This window comes from Kiloniellales bacterium, from assembly GCA_030066685.1.
Classification (GTDB): domain Bacteria; phylum Pseudomonadota; class Alphaproteobacteria; order Kiloniellales; family JAKSBE01; genus JAKSBE01.
The window spans coordinates 1-18,378 of record JASJBF010000004.1; the positions used below are offsets into that span (position 1 = coordinate 1).

15 protein-coding genes are annotated in these 18,378 nt (G+C 67.4%); 11 read left to right on the forward strand and 4 right to left on the reverse strand.

Translation table 11 applies throughout. The features are described 5' to 3' along the window. Nucleotides 1-193: 193 nt before the first annotated feature. From hemB to QNJ30_05155, 4 genes are all read right to left on the reverse strand, one after another. Entirely contained in the window at nucleotides 194-1,261 is a 1,068-nt protein-coding gene (gene hemB, locus QNJ30_05140) for a porphobilinogen synthase (GenBank protein ID MDJ0942823.1), read from the reverse strand. Between the two features lie 103 nt (nucleotides 1,262-1,364). Then, a complete protein-coding gene (gene metA / locus QNJ30_05145) occupies nucleotides 1,365-2,321 on the reverse strand; it encodes a homoserine O-succinyltransferase (GenBank protein ID MDJ0942824.1) in 957 nt (318 codons plus the stop codon). 156 nt (nucleotides 2,322-2,477) lie between these two features. Beyond that, on the reverse strand, nucleotides 2,478-3,008 hold the full coding sequence (locus QNJ30_05150; protein MDJ0942825.1) for an OsmC family protein: 531 nt from the start codon (nucleotides 3,006-3,008) through the stop codon (nucleotides 2,478-2,480). Between the two features lie 12 nt (nucleotides 3,009-3,020). Then, nucleotides 3,021-4,337 carry a PLP-dependent transferase gene (locus tag QNJ30_05155; protein ID MDJ0942826.1) on the reverse strand — a complete coding sequence of 439 codons (1,317 nt, stop codon included), beginning with the start codon at nucleotides 4,335-4,337 and terminating at the stop codon, nucleotides 3,021-3,023. Nucleotides 4,338-4,781: 444 nt separating this feature from the next. On the opposite strand from QNJ30_05155, the gene QNJ30_05160 reads away from it, so the two are divergent. The 11 genes from QNJ30_05160 (at nucleotide 4,782) to QNJ30_05210 (ending at nucleotide 18,249) form a co-directional block, all read left to right on the forward strand. Then, nucleotides 4,782-6,014 (forward strand): amidohydrolase family protein, encoded by a 1,233-nt coding sequence (locus QNJ30_05160; protein MDJ0942827.1) that lies wholly within the window; start codon nucleotides 4,782-4,784, stop codon nucleotides 6,012-6,014. A gap of 146 nt (nucleotides 6,015-6,160) precedes the next feature. Beyond that, nucleotides 6,161-7,759 carry an ABC transporter substrate-binding protein gene (locus tag QNJ30_05165; GenBank protein MDJ0942828.1) on the forward strand — a complete coding sequence of 533 codons (1,599 nt, stop codon included), beginning with the start codon at nucleotides 6,161-6,163 and terminating at the stop codon, nucleotides 7,757-7,759. Between the two features lie 85 nt (nucleotides 7,760-7,844). Next, nucleotides 7,845-8,831, forward strand: a complete 987-nt coding sequence (locus tag QNJ30_05170; protein ID MDJ0942829.1) for an ABC transporter permease — start codon at nucleotides 7,845-7,847, stop codon at nucleotides 8,829-8,831. Nucleotides 8,832-8,841: 10 nt separating this feature from the next. Then, nucleotides 8,842-9,807 (forward strand): ABC transporter permease, encoded by a 966-nt coding sequence (locus QNJ30_05175; GenBank protein MDJ0942830.1) that lies wholly within the window; start codon nucleotides 8,842-8,844, stop codon nucleotides 9,805-9,807. A 5-nt stretch (nucleotides 9,808-9,812) separates the two neighbouring features. Next, a complete protein-coding gene (locus QNJ30_05180) occupies nucleotides 9,813-10,811 on the forward strand; it encodes an ABC transporter ATP-binding protein (GenBank protein MDJ0942831.1) in 999 nt (332 codons plus the stop codon). Continuing rightward, nucleotides 10,804-11,859, forward strand: a complete 1,056-nt coding sequence (locus QNJ30_05185) for an ATP-binding cassette domain-containing protein (protein ID MDJ0942832.1) — start codon at nucleotides 10,804-10,806, stop codon at nucleotides 11,857-11,859. Before QNJ30_05180 ends, QNJ30_05185 begins: the two co-directional genes overlap by 8 nt. Nucleotides 11,860-12,055: 196 nt before the next feature. Further along, entirely contained in the window at nucleotides 12,056-12,784 is a 729-nt protein-coding gene (locus QNJ30_05190) for an SDR family NAD(P)-dependent oxidoreductase (protein MDJ0942833.1), read from the forward strand. Between the two features lie 141 nt (nucleotides 12,785-12,925). Beyond that, nucleotides 12,926-13,711: an inositol monophosphatase gene (locus tag QNJ30_05195; protein ID MDJ0942834.1), complete on the forward strand. Its 786-nt coding sequence runs from the start codon at nucleotides 12,926-12,928 to the stop codon at nucleotides 13,709-13,711. A 188-nt stretch (nucleotides 13,712-13,899) separates the two neighbouring features. Next, complete coding sequence (locus QNJ30_05200) at nucleotides 13,900-14,934, forward strand: ABC transporter substrate-binding protein (GenBank protein MDJ0942835.1); 1,035 nt, start codon at nucleotides 13,900-13,902, stop codon at nucleotides 14,932-14,934. A 37-nt stretch (nucleotides 14,935-14,971) separates the two neighbouring features. Then, nucleotides 14,972-17,185 (forward strand): iron ABC transporter permease, encoded by a 2,214-nt coding sequence (locus tag QNJ30_05205; GenBank protein ID MDJ0942836.1) that lies wholly within the window; start codon nucleotides 14,972-14,974, stop codon nucleotides 17,183-17,185. Beyond that, nucleotides 17,182-18,249 (forward strand): ABC transporter ATP-binding protein, encoded by a 1,068-nt coding sequence (locus QNJ30_05210; protein ID MDJ0942837.1) that lies wholly within the window; start codon nucleotides 17,182-17,184, stop codon nucleotides 18,247-18,249. Before QNJ30_05205 ends, QNJ30_05210 begins: the two co-directional genes overlap by 4 nt. Nucleotides 18,250-18,378: the final 129 nt, after the last annotated feature.

Below are 18,378 nucleotides of genomic sequence, written 5' to 3' on the forward strand. Positions count from 1 at the left end.
CCCAAGATCCACACCGATGATGCTAACCTTCTTCATGGATGGCCTCCCTTCGTTGGTCTTTGCGATAACCAACCTTGGCACATCGATGCCGTAAGGGGGCCATCCACCCCATCAAGTCCGGGCATGACAGTTTGTGAATGCGGCGCGACGTGGCGGGGAAGGTCCGCGGTTCCGCCCGGCCCAGGCCCGGCCCTCAGCCTTTCTTCAGGCGTTCGGCGGTCTCCAGGGCGGCGTAGGTCAGGACGCCGTCGCAGCCGGCACGCTTGAAGGCGATCAGGCTCTCCATCAGGACCTTGTCGTAATCCAGCCAGCCCTGGTCGGCGGCGGCGCGCAGCATGGCGTACTCGCCGCTGACCTGATAGGCGAAGGTCGGAACCCGGAAGGCGTCCTTGACCCGACGGATGATGTCCAGATAGGGCAGGCCGGGCTTGACCATGACCATGTCGGCGCCCTCCTGCAGGTCGAGGGCGACCTCGCGCAGGGCCTCGTCGCCGTTGGCCGGGTCCATCTGGTAGGTCTTCTTGTCGCCGACCAGGGCGCCGCCCGAGCCGATGGCGGCGCGGAAGGGGCCGTAGAATCCGCTGGCGTACTTGGCGGCATAGGCCAGGATCTGGACCGCCTCCAGGCCGTGCTCGTCCAGGGTGCGGCGGATCACCCCGATCCGCCCGTCCATCATGTCCGAGGGCGCGATGACGTCGCAGCCGGCCTCGGCCTGGGCCAGAGCCTGGCGGCTCAGGACCTCCAGGGTCTCGTCGTTGAGGATCTTGCCGTCCCGGACGATGCCGTCGTGGCCCAGGCTGTTGTAGGGGTCGAGGGCCACGTCGCAGATCACGCCGAGCGCGGGCACCTCGGCCTTGAGGGCGCGGATCGTCCGGCAGACCAGGTTCTCGGGATCCCAGGCATTGCGGCACTCCGGGGTCTTCTCGGCGTCCTCGACGTAGGGGAAGAGCGCGATCGCGGGAACGCCGAGCTCGGCGGCCCGGCCGGCGGCCTCGATCAGCTCGGGGATGGTGTAGCGACGGATCCCCGGCATGCCCTCGATCTCCGCGCCGAGCGCCTCGCTCTCGCGCAGGAAGACCGGCCAGATCAGGTCCTCGATCCCGAGGCGGGCCTCGGCGACCAGGCGCCGGCTCCAGGCCTGGCCGCGGTTGCGCCGCATCCGGACTCGCGGAAAGGCGCCCAGGGCCTCCTCGGCCCGCGGCGGGGCCTTGCGCTCGGGGGGCTCGACGACGACGGGGCGGCTGGGCTTGGCGTCTGGCATGGCTCTGCGACCGACTCCTGCTGCTTCGGTCCCCTGTAACCGGCGGGGGCCGACCTCCGGCCGCAGTCTAGGCGCCGCCCCCTGCGGCAACAAGGGGGCCGGATCAGCCGGCCTTCTTGATCAGGCGGTCGTCCGGCCGGCGGTCCTCACCGATCCGGGCGATGTCGAAGGGCGTCTCCTGGTAGATCTCGTTGATCCAGTTCCAGAACAGGAGATGCGCGTAGGACCGCCAGCGGTTGATTGGCGGCTTGCTGGGGTCGTCGTCGGGGTAGTAGTTGGCCGGGACCTGGATCTCCATCCCGGCCGCCACGTCGCGGTCGTACTCGTCCTTGAGGGTCGAGGCGTCGTATTCGACGTGATTGAACATGTAGGCGGCCCGGCGCGGCAGGTCTTCGACCAGGCAGAGGCCGGAGTCCCGGGAGACGGCCAGGACGTTGAGGCCGGGCAGCGCGGGGATGTCCTCGCTGCGCACCTCGGTGTGGCGCGAGACCGGGATCGAGAACTCGTCGTTGATGCCGACCAGGAGGCGCGAATTGCGGTTGAGCACCTGCTGCCGGTAGACCCCGAACATCTTCTCGTCCAGCTCGTACTTGGGCACGCCGTACCAGTGGTAGAGCGCGGCCTGGGCGCCCCAGCAGACGTAGAGGGTGTGCTGGACGTTGCTCTGTGTCCAGTCGATGATTTGGGTCAGCTCCGGCCAGTAGTCGACTGATTCGAATGGCATTGTCTCGACCGGCGCGCCGGTTACGATCAGGCCGTCGAACTTCTCGTTCCGGACCTGCTCCCAGGTCCTGTAGAAGTCCAGCAGATGCCGCTCCGGGGTGTTCTTCGGGCGGTAGCTGCCGGTGTGCAGCAGGGTCAGCTCGACCTGCAAGGGGGTGGAGCCGGTCAGCCGCGCGAACTGGGTCTCGGTGCGGATCTTGTTCGGCATGAGGTTGAGCAGGGCGATCCTCATGGGCCGGATGTCCTGGCGGATGGCATCCGTCTCCTTGATGACGCTGACCCCCTCCTGCTCCAGGATGTGGCGGGCCGGCAGGTCGTTCGGGATCTTGATCGGCATCCGGGTCCCTCGCCTCCGAAATCGGATCGGCTTGGTTAGAATATAGAGCCGCCGGCCCCGTGACCCAAATCACACGACTGTGGGGGCGGGCCGAAGGAGGAGTGCCGGGGCGGTCCCGCCGGCCCTCCCAACCTCGGCTTGACCCTCATCCGGGGTCTAGCCCGCGGCGATCACCGGCCCGGCCAGCGCCCGCTCCGCCGCGATCGCCACCGGGGTGGTGTTCTGCAGCAGGTCGAGCACCGGGCAGTGCCGCTCGACCACCTCGCGCAGCCGCTCCAGCTCCGCGTCGCTTGCCGAGGAGGTCAGGCTGACCTCGACCGACAGCCCCTGGAAGCCCGGCCGGACCCCGTCCGCCGCCGCGAAGAGGCCGCGCAGGTCGAGCTCGCCGCAGACCTTGACCGAGACCCCCTCCAGCGGGATGCCCAGGGCATCGGCGTGGAGACGGTAGGTGATCTCCTGGCAGCTCGCGAGGGCGGCCAGGATCAGCTCGACCGGGTTGGGCCCGGCGTCGCCGCCGCCCAGGGCCGGCGGCTCGTCCACGGTCAGCAGGAACTGCCGGGTCTGGACCTCGCTCCTCAGGCCGCCGGTCTGCCGGCTGACCGCCTCGAAGCGGGCCCGGGCCTTGTCCGGTTCCGCGCGCAAGCGGTCGCGGGTCCCTTCGACCACCGTCTTGAAGGTTTTCGCCATGGCGCGCGCTCCCTACTCGGCTGCCCGGGCGACCCCGCCGGCCGCGGCCAAGCCGCGGTCGAGGTCGGCCAGGATGTCGTCGATGTGCTCGATGCCGATCGACAGGCGGACATAGCCGTCTGTGACCCCGGTCGCCAACTGCTCGTCCGGGGTCAGCTGGGAATGGGTGGTGGTTGCCGGGTGGATCGCCAGCGAGCGGGCGTCGCCGATGTTGGCGACATGGTAGAAGAGCTCCAGCCCGTCGATGAAGCGCCGCCCGGCCTCCTTGCCCTGCTTGAGCTCGAAGCCCACCAGGCCGCCCAGTCCGCCTTTGAGATAGGTCTCGGCCCGGCGCTTCTGCTCGCCCTCGAAGACGCTGGGGTAGATCACCCGCTCCACCGCCTCGTGCCGCTCCAGGTAGTCGGCGACCGCCTGGGCGTTGCGGCAGTGCTCGCGGATCCGCAGCGGCAGGGTCTCCAGGCCCTGGACGAAGAGGAAGGCGTTGAAGGGCGACAGGGCGTAGCCCAGGTCGCGCTGCAGGGTGACCCGCGCCTTGAGGATGTAGGCGATCGGACCCAGGGCCTTGGTGTCCTTGGTCCAGACCGCGCCGTGATAGCTGGGGTCCGGCCGGTTCAGCAGCGGGAAGCGCTCGGCGTGCTTCTCCCAGTCGAAGGTGCCGCCGTCGACGATCAGGCCGCCGATCGAGGTGCCGTGGCCGCCGATGTACTTGGTCGTCGAATAGACGATGATGTGGGCGCCGTGGTCGAAGGGCCGGCAGAGCACCGGGGCCGCCGTGTTGTCGACGATAAGCGGCACGCCCAGCTCCTCGCCGATGTCGGCGACTTCGCGGATCGGGAAGACGTGGAGCTTGGGGTTGGGCAGGGTCTCGGCGTAGTAGGCGCGGGTCCGCTCGTCGGTCGCCCGGCGGAAGGACTCGGGATCGCTCGGGTCGACGAAGCGCACCTCGATGCCGAAGGTCCGGAGCGTGTTGGCGAAGAGGTTCCAGGTGCCGCCGTAGAGGTCGGTCGAGCTGACGATGTTGTCGCCGGCCTGGGCGATGTTCTGGATCGCCATGGCCGAGGCCGCCTGGCCCGAGCTGACCGCCAGGGCCGCGGCGCCGCCTTCCAGCGCCGCGATCCGCTCCTCCAGGACCGCGCAGGTCGGATTCATGATCCGGGTGTAGATGTTGCCGAGCTCCTTCAGGGCGAAAAGGTTGGCCGCGTGCTCGGTGTGGTCGAACTGGTAGGAGGTTGTCTGGTAGATCGGCACGGCCACGGCGTTGGTGGCCGGGTCCTTCCGAAAGCCGGCGTGAAGGGCCAGGGTCTCGGGGTGCTTCGGGCTGTCGGTCATGCAGGTTCTCCCTTCGGACAGCAGGTGGTGTCGAATGCCTTCTCTGGGGCCCGCACGCACTGCGGCGCTTTAGCATTTGATGACCCGGAGCAAGCTGCCCCAATCAAATCCCCGGGGGTCCCTTCGGGGCGGGACCGGACCACAAAAAAACCGCCGCGGCTGGCGCCGGGGCGGTCCCCGCTCGCTTTAGCCGCATTTCTTAAGCGCCCGCAAGCTAAGCATCAAATCGGCGCTGCCTTCTTTAAAGCCGAAAGCTCTTCGTCTTGTCAAGCGGCGCAATGGGGCCCCAGGAAGCTCCGGCCGCGCGGCGGGAGAAGATGCCGAGGATCGCGCCTGCCGCCTGTGGCAAAACCCACTTTGTCCTAGGCTCTCGCTCCGGTTGTTCCGGGGACGGCTTGGGCCTAACCTGCCATCTGGTCATGACGCAGGGATCTTGAGGCGAAGGTGGCGGAGCAGCTTCTCTTTACCAACGCGTTGCTCTTCGACGGCGTCTCGGCGGAGCCGATCGAGGGCGCCTCTCTGCTGGTCGAGGACGGCCGGATCAAGGAGGTCTCCGACCGCGGGATCGCTGCCGGCGGGGCCGAGGAAATCGATCTGGGCGGACGGACCCTGATGCCCGGCCTGATCGACGCCCATTTCCATGCCATCGCGGTCGACCTCGATATCGCCAAGATCGGCGCCATGCCGCGGTCCCTGGTCTATCAGCACGCCCGCGTGATCCTGGAGGGCGCCCTGCAGCGGGGCTTCACGACGGTCCGCGATGCCGGCGGCGGCGACTACGGCCTGGCCCGCGCCACCGAGACCGACCTGATCCGCGGGCCCCGGATCTTCTATTCGGGCCGGGCCCTGACCCAGACCGGCGGCCACGCCGACTTCCGCGACCTTGAGGCCGACGCCTTCTGCCTCTGCTGCCTGCGGGGCACCGGCTTCGAGCGCATCGCCGACGGCGTTCCCGAGGTCCGAAGGGCGGCGCGGGACGAGCTGCGCAAGGGCGCCACCCAGATCAAGATCATGGCCTCGGGCGGGGTCGCCTCGCCCAACGATCCGATCTGGAACCTGCAGTATTCCGAGGAGGAGATCCGCGCCATCGTCTGGGAAGCGGCCTCCTGGCGGACCTACGTCATGGCCCATGCCTACACGGCCGAGGCGATCCAGCGCTGCGTCGAGTACGGCGTCCGCTCGATCGAGCATGCCAACCTGATCGACGCCGAGACCGCCGAGTTCTGCGCCGGCCAGGGCGCCTTCGTGGTGCCGACCCTGGTGACCTACGAGATGTCGCACCTCTACGGGCGGGAGCTGGGCCTCCCGGAGGTCAGCCTGCGCAAGCTTGAGGAGGTGCGGGGCGCCGGCCTGCGGGCGGTGGAGCTGCTCAAGGCGGCCGGGGTGCAGATCGGCCTTGGCACCGACCTGCTGGGCGCCCTCCACAAGTACCAGAACCGCGAGTTCTCGATCCGGGCCGAGGTCCTGACCCCCCACGAAATCCTGGTCCAGGCGACCTCCAACAACGCCCGCTTGCTGAACCGCGAAGGCGAGCTCGGAGTCCTCAAGCCCGGCGCTCTGGCGGACCTGATCGTCGTCGATGGCGACCCGCTGCGGGAGATTTCGGTCCTGGATACAGAAGGTGACGCTATTGCCTTGATTATGAAGGCAGGCCGGCTCTACAAGAACGTTCTATAGGCGCTTGGCCGACTTGCTCATTCACGAGCCGGCACTTAGGCTAGGCGCCAAGACGGGGGCCAGGGCCTCCGGCCAAGTCCAAGAAAAGGGGAGGCGCCGGGCCCACGGCCCGGCAGAGCCCCCAAGGTCGAGAACAGGGAGAAAAAATGATGCGACTCAGGGAAAGCCTCGTTGCCGCCTTGGTGCTCGCGGCGGCCACCGTCGTCGGGACCCAGGCCGTCGACGCCAAGACCTTCCGCTACGCCACGACGGGCGACATTCTGGGCCTCGACCCTCACGCCAACAACGAGGGTCCGACCAACGCGATGAAGAGCAACATCTACGGCCGGCTGGTGCACCGCAAGCCGGACCTCTCGCTGGAGCCGGACCTGGCGGTCAGCTGGGAGAAGGTCGACGACACCACCTGGCGCTTCAAGCTTCGCGAAGGCGTGACCTTCCACAACGGCAATCCCTTCAACGCCGACGATGTCCTGTACTCCCACAAGCGGCAGACGCAGGAGACCTCGGACATGAGCTTCGTGCTCAACACCGTGAAGGAGATGAAGAAGGTCGACGACTACACGATCGAGATGATCACCAACGGGCCGGATCCGATCCTGCTCCTCAACATGCCGAACTTCTACATCGTCGATCAGGAGTGGATGGAAGAGAACAACGCCTTCGAGGTGGTCCGCGCCCACGGTTCGACCAACTTTGCCAACGTCAACGCAAACGGCACCGGTCCGTTCAAGCTGGTCGAGTGGGTCCAGGACACCCGCATCGTGCTCGAGCCCTTCGACGGCTATTGGAACAAGGACGCGATGGAGAGCAACGTCTCCAAGGCGGTCTTCACGCCGATCGCCAACGACGCGACCCGCGTCGCGGCCCTGCTCTCCGGCGAGATCGACCTGATGTACCCGGTGCCGCTGCAGGACGTGAAGCGCCTGGAGCAGGACTCCAACACCGAGGCCATGGAAGGCCCCGAGCTGCGGACCATTTTCCTCGGCTTCGATCAGTGGCGCGACGAGTCCCTGGACAACAAGGGCGACAAGAATCCCTTCCTCGACGTTCGGGTGCGCAAGGCCTTCTACCAGGCGATCGACATCGAGAGCATCAAGCGCGTGGTGATGCGTGGCGCGGCGACGCCGACCGGCCTGATGATCGCGCCGGGCATCAACGGCTTCCAGGAGGACATGAACGACCGCTTTCCCTACGACCCGGATGCGGCCAAGGCGCTCCTAGCCGAGGCCGGCTATGCCGACGGCTTCAAGGTCACCTTCGACTGCCCGAACGACCGCTACGTCAACGACGAGGAGATCTGCACCGCCATCATCCCGATGCTCGAGCGGGTCGGCATCAAGGTGACGCCGAACTTCCAGACCAAGTCGCTGCACTTCAACAAGATCGGCCTGGCCGAGGGCAACGACACCAGCTTCTACATGCTGGGCTGGACCCCGGGTTCCTACGACGCCCTGAACCCGCTGATGCAGCTAATGAGCACCGGCGAGGCGGGCCACGGCGACTGGAACTCCGGTCGCTACGCCAATCCGAAGGTCATGGAGCTGACCCAGAAGATCAAGACGGAGATGGACGAGGAGAAGCGGAACGCGCTGATCCGCGAGGCCTTCCAGATCCACAAGGACGAGGTCGGCCATATTCCGCTGCACCAGCAGGCCCTGGCCTGGGGGGTGCGTAGCGATACGGTCAAGAGCGTCTGGCAACGGCCCTTCAACGACGTCGACCTGCGCTACGTCGTGATGAAGTAGACGGCGCGAATGTGCCTGGCGGCCCGGACCGCAAGGGCCGGGCCGCCCGCGCATTCCAGCTCCTAGACAGATCGGCCCGCCCGAGATGTTCGCCTTCATCGTCCAGCGCCTGTTCCAGGCCATCATCGTCATGCTGGTGGTCGGCTTCGTATCGTTCTCGCTGTTCCAGTTCGTCGGCGATCCGATCAACAACATGGTCGGCCAGGACGCCACCGAGGAGCAGCGGCAGTTGCTGCGCGAGCGGCTCGGCGTCGATAAGCCCTTTCCGGTCCAGTTCGCAAACTGGATCGGGAATTCCCTGCAGGGCGAGTTCGGCCTGTCCTACCGGATGGGCGTGCCGGTCGACGGTGTGATCGCCGATCGCCTGCCCGCGACTCTCGAGCTGGTCTTCGTCTCCGCCATCCTGGCCCTGGTGATCGGCGTGCCGATGGGGGTCTACACCGGGCTCAACCGCAACGCCTGGCTGTCCCGGGTCTTTTTGACGGTCTCGCTGATCGGCATATCCCTGCCGACCTTCGTCATCGGCATCCTGCTGATCCTGATCTTCGGGGTCTGGCTCGGCTGGCTGCCGACCTTCGGACGAGGCGGGGTGGTTGATCTGGGCTGGTGGACAACGAGCTTCCTGACCTTCGACGGCTGGCGCTCGATCATCATGCCGGCGACCACCCTGGCGCTGTTCCAGTTGACCCTGATCATGCGCCTGGTGCGCGCCGAGATGCTCGAGGTCATGCGCACGGACTACATCAAGTTCGCCCGGGCCCGGGGGCTAAGCAACCGCGCGGTGAACTTCGGCCACGCCCTGAAGAACACCCTGGTGCCGGTGATCACGATCATGGGCCTGCAGATCGGCTCGCTGCTCGCCTTCTCGATCATCACCGAGACGGTCTTCCAGTGGCCGGGCATGGGCCTCCTGATCCTGCAGGCGATCCAGTTCGTCGACATCCCGGTGATGTCCAGCTACCTGGTGCTGATCGCCCTGTTCTTCGTCCTGATCAACCTCATCGTCGATCTGCTCTACTTCGCGGTGGATCCGCGTCTGCGCGCCGAGCACGTCGGCGGCGCGGCGCACTGAGGAGAGGGGCATGGCGCAGAACATCGATACCGCCGAGATCGCGCCCTCCTTCGGGGCCCGGGTCGCCGACAGCCTGAAGCGCTTCTTCGACGGCGACGTCTTCTACAGCTTCAAGCGCTCGCCGGTCACCATCGTGGCCTTCGCGATCACCATGGTCTTGTTCCTCGCGGCCCTGCTGGCACCCTGGCTGGCGCCCTACGACACCCTGGACGTCAAGACGCTCAACCTGATGGATGCCTACCGGCCACCGGTCTGGGAGGCCGGCGGCGATCCGCGCTTCCTGCTCGGCACCGACGACCAGGGCCGAGACATCCTCTCGGCAATCATGTTCGGGCTGCAGATTTCGCTCGGGGTCGGCTTCGCCTCGATCGTCCTGGCCGCCTTCGTCGGCACCTTCCTCGGTTTGCTCAGCGGCTACGTGGGCGGACGGCTGGAAAGCATCATCATGCGGACTGCCGACATCCAGCTGACCTTCCCGGCAATTCTCATCGCCCTGCTGATCGACGGCATCGTCGGCTCGGTCCTGCCGCGGGGCGCGGCCGAGGACCTGAAGCTCTACGTCCTGGTCCTGGCGATCGCGGCCTCGCAGTGGGTCAACTTCGCCCGCACGGTGCGCGGCTCGACCCTGGTCGAGAAGAACAAGGAGTACGTTCAGGCCGCACGGGTGATCGGCATCCATCCGGCGCTGATCATGATCCGCCATGTCCTGCCCAACGTCATGGGGCCGGTGCTGGTCATCGCGACCCTGAGCCTGGCGATCGCCATCATCACCGAGGCGACGCTCTCCTTCCTGGGCGTCGGCGTGCCGATCACCCGGCCGTCCCTGGGCACCCTGATCCGCATCGGCCAGCAGTACCTCTTCTCCGGCGAGTGGTGGATGACCATCTTCCCGAGCCTGGCCCTGGTCGTGCTGGTGCTGGCGGTCAACCTCCTGGGCGACTGGCTGCGCGACGCCCTCAATCCGAAGCTGCGGTGAGGCCGATGCGCAAGAACCAGCCGCTGCTGAAGGTCGAGAACCTACGGATCGAGTTCCCGACCCGCCGCGGCACCCTGGTGGCGGTCGACGACATCTCCTTCCATATCGACGAAGGCGAAGTCCTGGGCGTGGTCGGCGAGTCCGGCGCGGGCAAGTCGCTGACCGGCTCTGCGATCATCGGCCTGCTCGAGCCGCCGGGGCGGATCGCCGGCGGCAAGGTCCTGCTGGAGGGCCAGGACATCGCGAATCTGCCCTACGAGCTGATACGGCGGATTCGCGGCCGCCATATCGGCATGGTCTTCCAGGACCCGCTGACCAGCCTCAACCCGCTCTACACGGTCGGCCGGCAGCTCACCGAGACCATCCTGACCCACAGCCAGATGAGCCCGCAGGAGGCCCGCGAACGCGCCATCGAGCTGCTGTCGGAGGTCGGTATCCCATCGCCGCAGCTTCGGGTCGACCAGTACCCTCACCAGTTCTCCGGCGGCATGCGCCAGCGGGTGGTGATCGCTTTGGCGCTCTGCGTCAATCCGCGCCTGATCATCGCCGACGAGCCGACCACGGCCCTGGACGTCTCGATCCAGGCCCAGATCATCTCGCTGCTGAAGAAGCTCTGCCGGGAGCACGGCGCCGCGGTCATGCTGATCACCCACGACATGGGGGTGATCGCCGAGACCGCCGACAGGGTCGCGGTCATGTACGCCGGCCGTCTGGCCGAGGTCGGGCCGGTCGAGGACGTGATCATGCGGGCCAAGCATCCCTACACCCACGGCCTGATGGGCTCGATCCCGAAAATGGGCCACGAAACGGAGCGCCTGGAGCAGATCGAAGGCTCCATGCCGCGGCTGACCGAGATCCCCAGCGGCTGCGCCTTCAATCCGCGCTGCCCCAGGGCCTTCGACCGCTGCGTCGCGCAGCGCCCCGACCTGATGCAGGTGGACAGCTCGCAGGTCGCCTGCTGGCTCTTCGACCAGCCGCTGGAAAGGACCGGAAGCGATGGCTGACGCCCTACAGCCCCTGCCGGCAGAGCCGGACCGGCCGCTGCTGCAGGTCCACGACCTGGCGAAGTACTTCGACGTCTCGCCGCCCTTCATCACCCGCGCCCTGAACCGGGAAGGGCGCACCCTGCTGAAGGCGGTCGACGGCGTCAGCTTCGAGATTCCCAAGGGCAAGACCTTCAGCCTGGTCGGCGAATCCGGCTGCGGCAAGTCGACGGTCGCCCGTCTGGTCGTGCAGCTCTACCACCCGACCAAGGGCAAGGTCGAGTTCGACGGCACCGACCTTGCCGCGCTGTCGTCGCGCCGCGCCATGGAGCCGGTGCGCAAGCGCATGCAGATGATCTTCCAGGATCCCTACGCCAGCCTCAATCCGCGCTGGCGGGTCGCCGACATCATCGCCGAGCCGATCCGGGCGCATCAGCTGATCGAGGGCGAGCGGGACACGATCAAGCGGGTCGGCGAGCTGCTGGAGCAGGTGCGCCTCAGCCCGCGCGACGGCGAGAAGTTCCCGCACGAGTTCTCCGGCGGCCAGCGCCAGCGCATCTCGATCGCCCGGGCGCTGGCCAGCAATCCGGAGTTCCTGGTCTGCGACGAGCCGACCTCGGCCCTCGACGTCTCGGTGCAGGCGCAGATCCTCAACCTGATGAAGGACCTGCAGCGCGAGCTCGGGCTGACCTATCTCTTCATCAGCCACGACCTGGCGGTGGTCTATCACATCTCCGACTACGTCGGTGTCATGTACCTGGGCCGCCTGGTCGAGTGGTCGGACGCGCGCAGCGTCTTCCACGCGCCCAAGCATCCCTACACCCGGATGCTGCTGGACGCGATCCCGGACCTGGAGATGACCGGCCGCAGCCGGATTCCTGTGGCGGGCGAGGTGCCGAGCCCGATCCATCCGCCCTCCGGCTGCCACTTCCATCCGCGCTGTCCTTTCGCCAACGAGCGCTGCCAGACCGAGTCGCCGGTCCTCGGCCATCACGACGACCGCGAGGTCGCCTGCCACGCGGTGGAAGAGAACCGTCTGCCGGAGACCGGCGCCGCGGCCCCTGTTTGAGGTTGTCCTACCCCTTACCCTCCACCGCCTCCGGCGGCGGGCCCCTCCCTATCCCTTGGGGGAGAGAAATCAGGCGCGTGCGGAGAATCCCTCTCCCTTTGTGGGAGAGGGTTGCGTAGGCTTGGCGCGGCGCAGGCCGCGTCTTAGCCGGAGCTGGGTGAGGGGGCGGGCCGCCGCAAGAACAGGGAGGAAAGCCATGGCCGAGGGACGGCTGGCGGCCGAGGGCCGGGTGATCATGATCTCCGGCGCCAACCGGGGGATCGGGCGCGCGGTCGCCGAGAAGCTCTACACCGAGGGCTTCGCGCTCTCCCTGGGCGCGCGCCAGGTCGACAGCCTGGGCCCGCTGGTCGTGGACTGGGACCCGGCGCGGGTGCTCTGCCACGACTTCGAGGCCCGCGACCGGGGCAGCGCGGCGGCCTGGGTCGGCGCGACCGCCGATCGCTTCGGCCGGATCGACGGCCTCGTCGCCAACGCCGGGGTGATGCACCCCTTCGACGTCGATGAGGAGAACGAGTCCCTGCTGGACGAGATGTGGGAGGTCAACGTCAAAGGGCCCCTGCGTCTGATCCGCGCCGCCTTTCCGCACCTCCGGAAGGCCGGCAGCGGTCGCGTGGTCAACATCGTCTCGCTCTCGGGCAAGCGGGTGAAGGGCCGCATCGCCGGCGGCTACGCCATGACCAAGCATGCCGCCGCGGCGCTGACCAACGCGGTGCGCTACAGCGGCTGGGAGGACGGGATCCGCGGCACCTCGATCTGCCCGGGCTACGTCGCCACCGACATGACCGCCGAGGTCACCTCCTTCGACCGGGACAAGATGATCCCCGCGGCCAGCGTCGCCGAGCTGGTCTCCCTGGCGCTCACCCTGCCCAACGAGGCCTCTGTCGCCGAGATCCCGGTCAACTGCGTCCTGGAGCCCTTGATCTAGCCCCCTAGGATCTGCCCGCGTCCGGAAATTTGAGGTCGCGCCTAGGGCAGCGTGCTATCAAACACCGCCGGTAGCGGACACCCCGGCGCCGCAAGCTGGCGGCCGGGCTTCGAGGGGATCTCGGGAGAGGGCACCAGCTGCATGGAGAAACGTTTCGCCTTCGCGCAGGACCTGGCTCGCGAGGCGGGCGCCCTTGCGCGTCGGCGCTTCGCCGGTCGGGAGGCCCTGAAGATCGAGAGCAAGGGACTCCAGGATTGGGTCAGCGAAGCCGACCGTGAGGTCGAAGCCATGATCCGCGCCCGCATCGCCGCGGCCTTTCCGCAAGACGGCTTCCTGGGCGAGGAGAGCGGCGCGGCCGTCGCGGCCGAGGGCGAGGCCGGGCCGACATGGGTGGTCGATCCGATCGACGGCACCGCCTGCTTCCTGGCCGGCATCCCGACCTGGTGCGTCTCGATCGCCCTGGTATCGCAGGGCGAGATCGAGCTCGGCGTCGTCTACGACCCCAATGCCGAGGAGCTCTTCGCGGCGCGCCGCGGGCAGGGTGTCCGGCTGAACGGCGCGCCCCTGCCGCCGCCAACCGCCAGCCGCTTCGCGGACGGACTCTTCGGGCTGGGCCATTCCACGCGGGTGCCGCCGGAGGACTTGCTGGGCTTCATGGCGGATCTCCTGCAGGCCGGCGGCATGTTCGTCCGCAACGGCTCCGGAGCCCTGATGCTCGCCTACGTCGCCGCCGGCCGGCTGGTCGGTTATTTCGAGCCCCACATGAACGCCTGGGACACCCTGGCAGGCTTCGCGCTGGTTCGCGAGGCGGGGGGCTGGACCAACGACTACCTGACCGGCGACGCGCTGCAATCCGGCAATCCGGTCGCCGCCTGCGCACCGGCACTCGCCGGGGAACTGGGCGGCCTTCTGAAGGGGCGGATCTAGGCCGGAATTCCCGCCGCGCTGGGGCCATTTGTCGGGCGGCCGGTCCTTGTATCAAGATGACGGTTTTGTTGCACCTTTGTGATGCTTGGTGCCAAGCTGACAAAGGGTTGGGCAGGGCCGGGACAGGCGCGCCCGGATCGCCAAGGCGGCGCAAAGCCGCCGGAGAACTACAAAGGGGAGGATATGCCATGAGACCCAAAACACGGCTTGCGGCCTATCTGGGAATCATAGCGGCGAGCAGCTTTGTCGCTTTTTCAGCAACTTCGGCCGATCGCCTGACGCTTTACTGCAGCCCACAGATCGAGTGGTGTCAGCTGATGGTCGAGGCCTTTTCCAAGGAGACCGGCATCGACGTGGCCATGACCCGCAAGAGCTCGGGCGAGACCTTCGCCCAGATCAAGGCGGAGGCGCGCAATCCCAAGGGCGACGTCTGGTGGGGCGGCACGGGCGATCCGCACCTGCAGGCGGCCGAGGAAGGCCTGACCGAGCCCTATACCTCGCCGGTACAGGTCCAGCTCCACGACTGGGCCAAGAACCAGGCCAAGGCGTCGAACGGCCGCACGGTCGGTATCTACGCCGGTGCGCTGGGCATCGGCTACAACGAGGACCTGCTGAAGTCCAAGGGCCTGCCGGCGCCAGAATGCTGGGAGGACCTCACCAAGGCCGATTACAAGGGCGAGATCCAGATCGCCAACCCGAATTCGTCCGGCACCGCCTATACGACCTTGGCGACCATCGTCCAGATCTTCGGCGAGGAAGCGGGCTTCGAGTACCTCAAGGGCCTGCACAAGAACGTCAACACCTACACCAAGTCGGGCTCGGCGCCGATCAAGGCCGCGGCGCGCGGCGAGACCACCATCGGCATCACCTTCATGCACGACATGGTGACTCAGGCAGTGCAGGGCTTTCCGATCAAGATCGTCGCGCCCTGCGAGGGCACGGGCTACGAGATCGGCTCCATGAGCATCATCAAGGGCGGGCGCAATCCGGAGAGCGCGAAGAAGTTCTACGACTTTGCGCTGCGCGCCGACATCCAGGTACGGGCGGCCGAGGCCAAGGCCTATCAGGTCCCGTCGAACACCGGCGCGGCCCCGCCGCAGCAGGCGCCCAAGCTGGATGAGCTCAAGCTGATCGACTACGACTTCAAGAAGTACGGCTCCTCGGCCGAGCGCAAGCGCCTGCTGAAGAAATGGGACGACGAGGTCAACTCCTTGCCGAGGTGACCGGGACGAGGCCTCTGCCCCTTCGCGGGAGCGGCGCTTGAACAGGACGGTCCTGCTCTGGCTGGCGGCGGGCTGGGTCGGTTTCGCGATCCTGCCCTGGTACGCGATCGAGGAGGGCTTCTGGGGCTTTGAATGGGTCCTGGACGGCTATCCCCTGGATCCCGACGCGGCCCCCGCCCTGGTGCAGGTCTTTCTGGGGAAGCCCTGGCTGGCACCCTTGGCGCTTTGTCTTCTGGCGCCGCTGGGGGTCGCCGGGCGGGCGAAGGCCGACCCGCGTTTCGCCTCGGTCCTCCTGGCCGCGGGCGGTGGCGGTCTGGCCTACTTTTTCCTGCAGGCCTTCGCCATCGGCCTCGGCGGTTGGGAGTTCGTCCTGCTTGAGGCCGCCTTCGGGCCGCTCGGCACCCGCCAGTTTGGGATGGGCTACGGTGCGCTGCTTGTCTGCGGCGCCCTGCTTTTCCTCTTCACCCAAGGCCTGGCGGCGCGCGGTCTGGTCAAGGGCGATGTCTTCGTGGTTGGTGCCATCGGCCTGATCATCGCCCTGGTCGCGGCCTTCATTTTCTTCCCGGTCCTCAATATCATGACCAGCGCGCTCCAGGACGAGGAGGGGGCCTATTCCGCCTCGGTCTTCCTCGGCAAGCTCTTCGACGGCAAGATCTGGAGCCTGCGCTGCCTGGGCGAGGCCGTGCAGTGCGGCGTCGCCTGGAACTCGCTGTTGCTGGCGGTGCTGACCGGCCTGAGCACGACCCTGCTGGGCCTGGCCTTCGCCCTGATCGCCGCGCGCACCGGCTTTCGCCTGAAGCGGGCCCTGCGGGTCCTGACGGTGCTGCCGATCATCACGCCGCCCTTCGTCATCGGCCTCGCCCTGATCCTGCTGTTCGGCCGCTCCGGCGCGATCACCCAGTTCATGGACTGGGCCTTCGAGATTCCGGCCTCGCGCTGGATCTACGGACTGCCCGGCATCTGGTTCGCCCAGACCCTGGCCTTCACGCCGATCGCCTTCCTGGTCCTGATCGGGGTGGTCGAGGGCGTCAGTCCATCGATGGAGGAGGCTGCCTTGACCCTGCGCGCCGACACATGGCGTACCTTCTCGACGGTCTCCTTGCCCCTGATGCGCCCGGGTCTGGCCAATGCCTTCCTGTTGGGTTTCATCGAGAGCCTGGCCGACTTCGGCAATCCCCTGGTGCTGGGCGGCAGCTACGGCGTGCTCTCGACGGAGATCTTCTTCGCCATCGTCGGGGCGCAATACGACCAGGGCCGCGCCGCGGTCCTGGCCATCGTCCTGCTCGCCTTCACCTTGAGTGCCTTCTACGCCCAGCGCCGCTGGCTGGGCCGCAAGTCCTACACGACCATCACAGGCAAGGGCGATGCCGGCCGGCACGCGCCGCTGCCCAGGAGCATCGAGTGGACCGCCTTCGCCACGGCCCTGCCCTGGGCCCTGCTGACCCTGGTCATCTACTGCATGATCCTCTTCGGCGGCTTCGTCGAGACCTGGGGCTACGACCACAGCTTCACCCTGCGCCACTACGTCGAGGCCTTCTCGATCACTACGGGCGAGCACGGCGTGGTTTGGAGCGGTGCGGCCTGGAACTCCTTCTTCACCACCATCGTGATCGCCAGCGTGGCGGCGCCGCTGACCGCCGCCATCGGCCTGCTGACGGCCTATCTCCTGGTCCGTCAGCGCTTCGCCGGCCGCGAGGCTTTCGAGTTCGGCACCATGCTAAGCTTCGCCATCCCGGGCACGGTGATCGGCATCAGCTACATCCTGGCCTTCAACGTGCCGCCCTTCGAGCTGACCGGCACCGGCGCGATCCTGGTGCTCTGCTTTATCTTCCGCAATATGCCGGTGGGAGTGCGTGCCGGCATCGCCGCGATGAGCCAGCTCGACCAGAACCTGGACGAGGCCTCGCTGACCCTGGGCGCCAACACCTTCACCACCGTGCGCCGGGTCATCCTGCCGCTGTTGCGCCCGGCGATCGTGGCTTCCCTGGTCTTCAGTTTCGTGCGCGCCATGACCGCGATCAGCGCGGTCATCTTTCTGGTCAGCGCCGAGTTCGACATGGCCACCTCCTACATTATCGGCCGGGTCGAAAACGGCGACTACGGCCTTGCGATCTCCTATGCCTCGGTCCTGATCCTGGTCATGCTGACGGCGGTTTCCCTGGTCCAGCTCGTTGTCGGCCAGCGGCGCCTGCGGCGCGGCGATGAGAGCAGGGCGGCGGGCGCCCCGGCAGCCGGGGAGGCGGTCGCGTGAGCATCGGCAGCAAGGCGGCAAAGGTTGTCTTCGAAGGGGTCACCAAGACCTTCGGCCAGGTGACTGCAGTCGAGGAGATCTCCTTCACAATCGAAGCCGGGTCCCTGGTCACCCTGCTGGGCCCCAGCGGCTGCGGCAAGACCACGACCCTGCGCATGATCGCCGGCCTGGAAATGCCCTCGGGCGGGCGCATCCTGATCGGCGAGGAGGACGTCACCCTGCTGCCGGCGACCGACCGCGACGTCTCCATGGTCTTCCAGTCCTACGCGCTCTTCCCGCACATGACGGTGGCGGAGAACATCGCTTATGGCCTGAGCATGACTCGGCTGCCCAAGGCCGAGCTGCAGGAGCGCGCCGAGGAGGGGCTGCGGCTGGTCGGCCTGGAAGGCTACGGCGCGCGACTGCCCAGCGAGCTCTCGGGCGGCCAACAGCAGCGGGTCGCGGTGGCCCGGGCCCTGGTCCTGGAGCCAGCCGTGCTGCTGTTCGACGAGCCGCTCTCGAACCTCGACGCCAAACTGCGCCGAAGGGTCCGCCAGGACATCCGCGAACTGCAGCAGAAGCTGCAGCTCACCGTAGCCTACGTGACCCACGACCAGGAAGAGGCCCTGGCCGTCTCGGACCGGATCATCGTCATGAAGAACGCCCGGATCGCGCAGGAAGGCACGCCCCGCGACCTCTATGAGCAGCCGGCCGACGACTTTGTGGCCGACTTCATCGGCGACGCCAACCTGGTCGAGGGCAAGATAGAGGCCGTAGAGAACGGCCTGGCGCTGGTCCGCATCGGCGGCCTTAGCCATCGCCTGCCGGCGCGCGGCCTGTCACCCGGTCCGGTCCGGGTCGCGATCCGCCCGGAGTCGATCCGGCTGTCCAACGATGGCGGCGGCGAGGCCCTGGCGGGCACCGTCCGCAAGGCCACTTACCTGGGCAGCCACATGGAGTACGTGGTGGAGACCCCGCTGGGCGAGGTCTTCGCCGTCGACCATCGGGTCGACGCCCCGATCGGCCCCGGCGCCGAGGTCGCCGTGCGGCTGAGCGATCACGGCGTGACCCTGGTCAAGGGCTGAGGCGCCACGTCCTATGCGAAGCTGTCGTTCCGGCCCCTGTACCGCTTGAACGACTACAACACTTGATCTTTTTTCGACATCGAGCGGCTCGGCTCGCGACGATTACCCTTGCCCCGGTTGCGCCGCGCT

Coding starts and splice junctions, on each gene's coding strand:
- QNJ30_05175 (MDJ0942830.1), top strand. CDS start 8,842: ATGGCGCAGAACATCGATACCGCCGAGATCGCGCCCTCCTTCGGGGCC.
- QNJ30_05155 (MDJ0942826.1), bottom strand. CDS start 4,337: ATGACCGACAGCCCGAAGCACCCCGAGACCCTGGCCCTTCACGCCGGC.
- QNJ30_05185 (MDJ0942832.1), top strand. CDS start 10,804: ATGGCTGACGCCCTACAGCCCCTGCCGGCAGAGCCGGACCGGCCGCTG.
- QNJ30_05165 (MDJ0942828.1), top strand. CDS start 6,161: ATGATGCGACTCAGGGAAAGCCTCGTTGCCGCCTTGGTGCTCGCGGCG.
- QNJ30_05195 (MDJ0942834.1), top strand. CDS start 12,926: ATGGAGAAACGTTTCGCCTTCGCGCAGGACCTGGCTCGCGAGGCGGGC.
- QNJ30_05170 (MDJ0942829.1), top strand. CDS start 7,845: ATGTTCGCCTTCATCGTCCAGCGCCTGTTCCAGGCCATCATCGTCATG.
- metA (MDJ0942824.1), bottom strand. CDS start 2,321: ATGCCGATCAAGATCCCGAACGACCTGCCGGCCCGCCACATCCTGGAG.
- hemB (MDJ0942823.1), bottom strand. CDS start 1,261: ATGCCAGACGCCAAGCCCAGCCGCCCCGTCGTCGTCGAGCCCCCCGAG.
- QNJ30_05190 (MDJ0942833.1), top strand. CDS start 12,056: ATGGCCGAGGGACGGCTGGCGGCCGAGGGCCGGGTGATCATGATCTCC.
- QNJ30_05180 (MDJ0942831.1), top strand. CDS start 9,813: ATGCGCAAGAACCAGCCGCTGCTGAAGGTCGAGAACCTACGGATCGAG.
- QNJ30_05150 (MDJ0942825.1), bottom strand. CDS start 3,008: ATGGCGAAAACCTTCAAGACGGTGGTCGAAGGGACCCGCGACCGCTTG.
- QNJ30_05200 (MDJ0942835.1), top strand. CDS start 13,900: ATGAGACCCAAAACACGGCTTGCGGCCTATCTGGGAATCATAGCGGCG.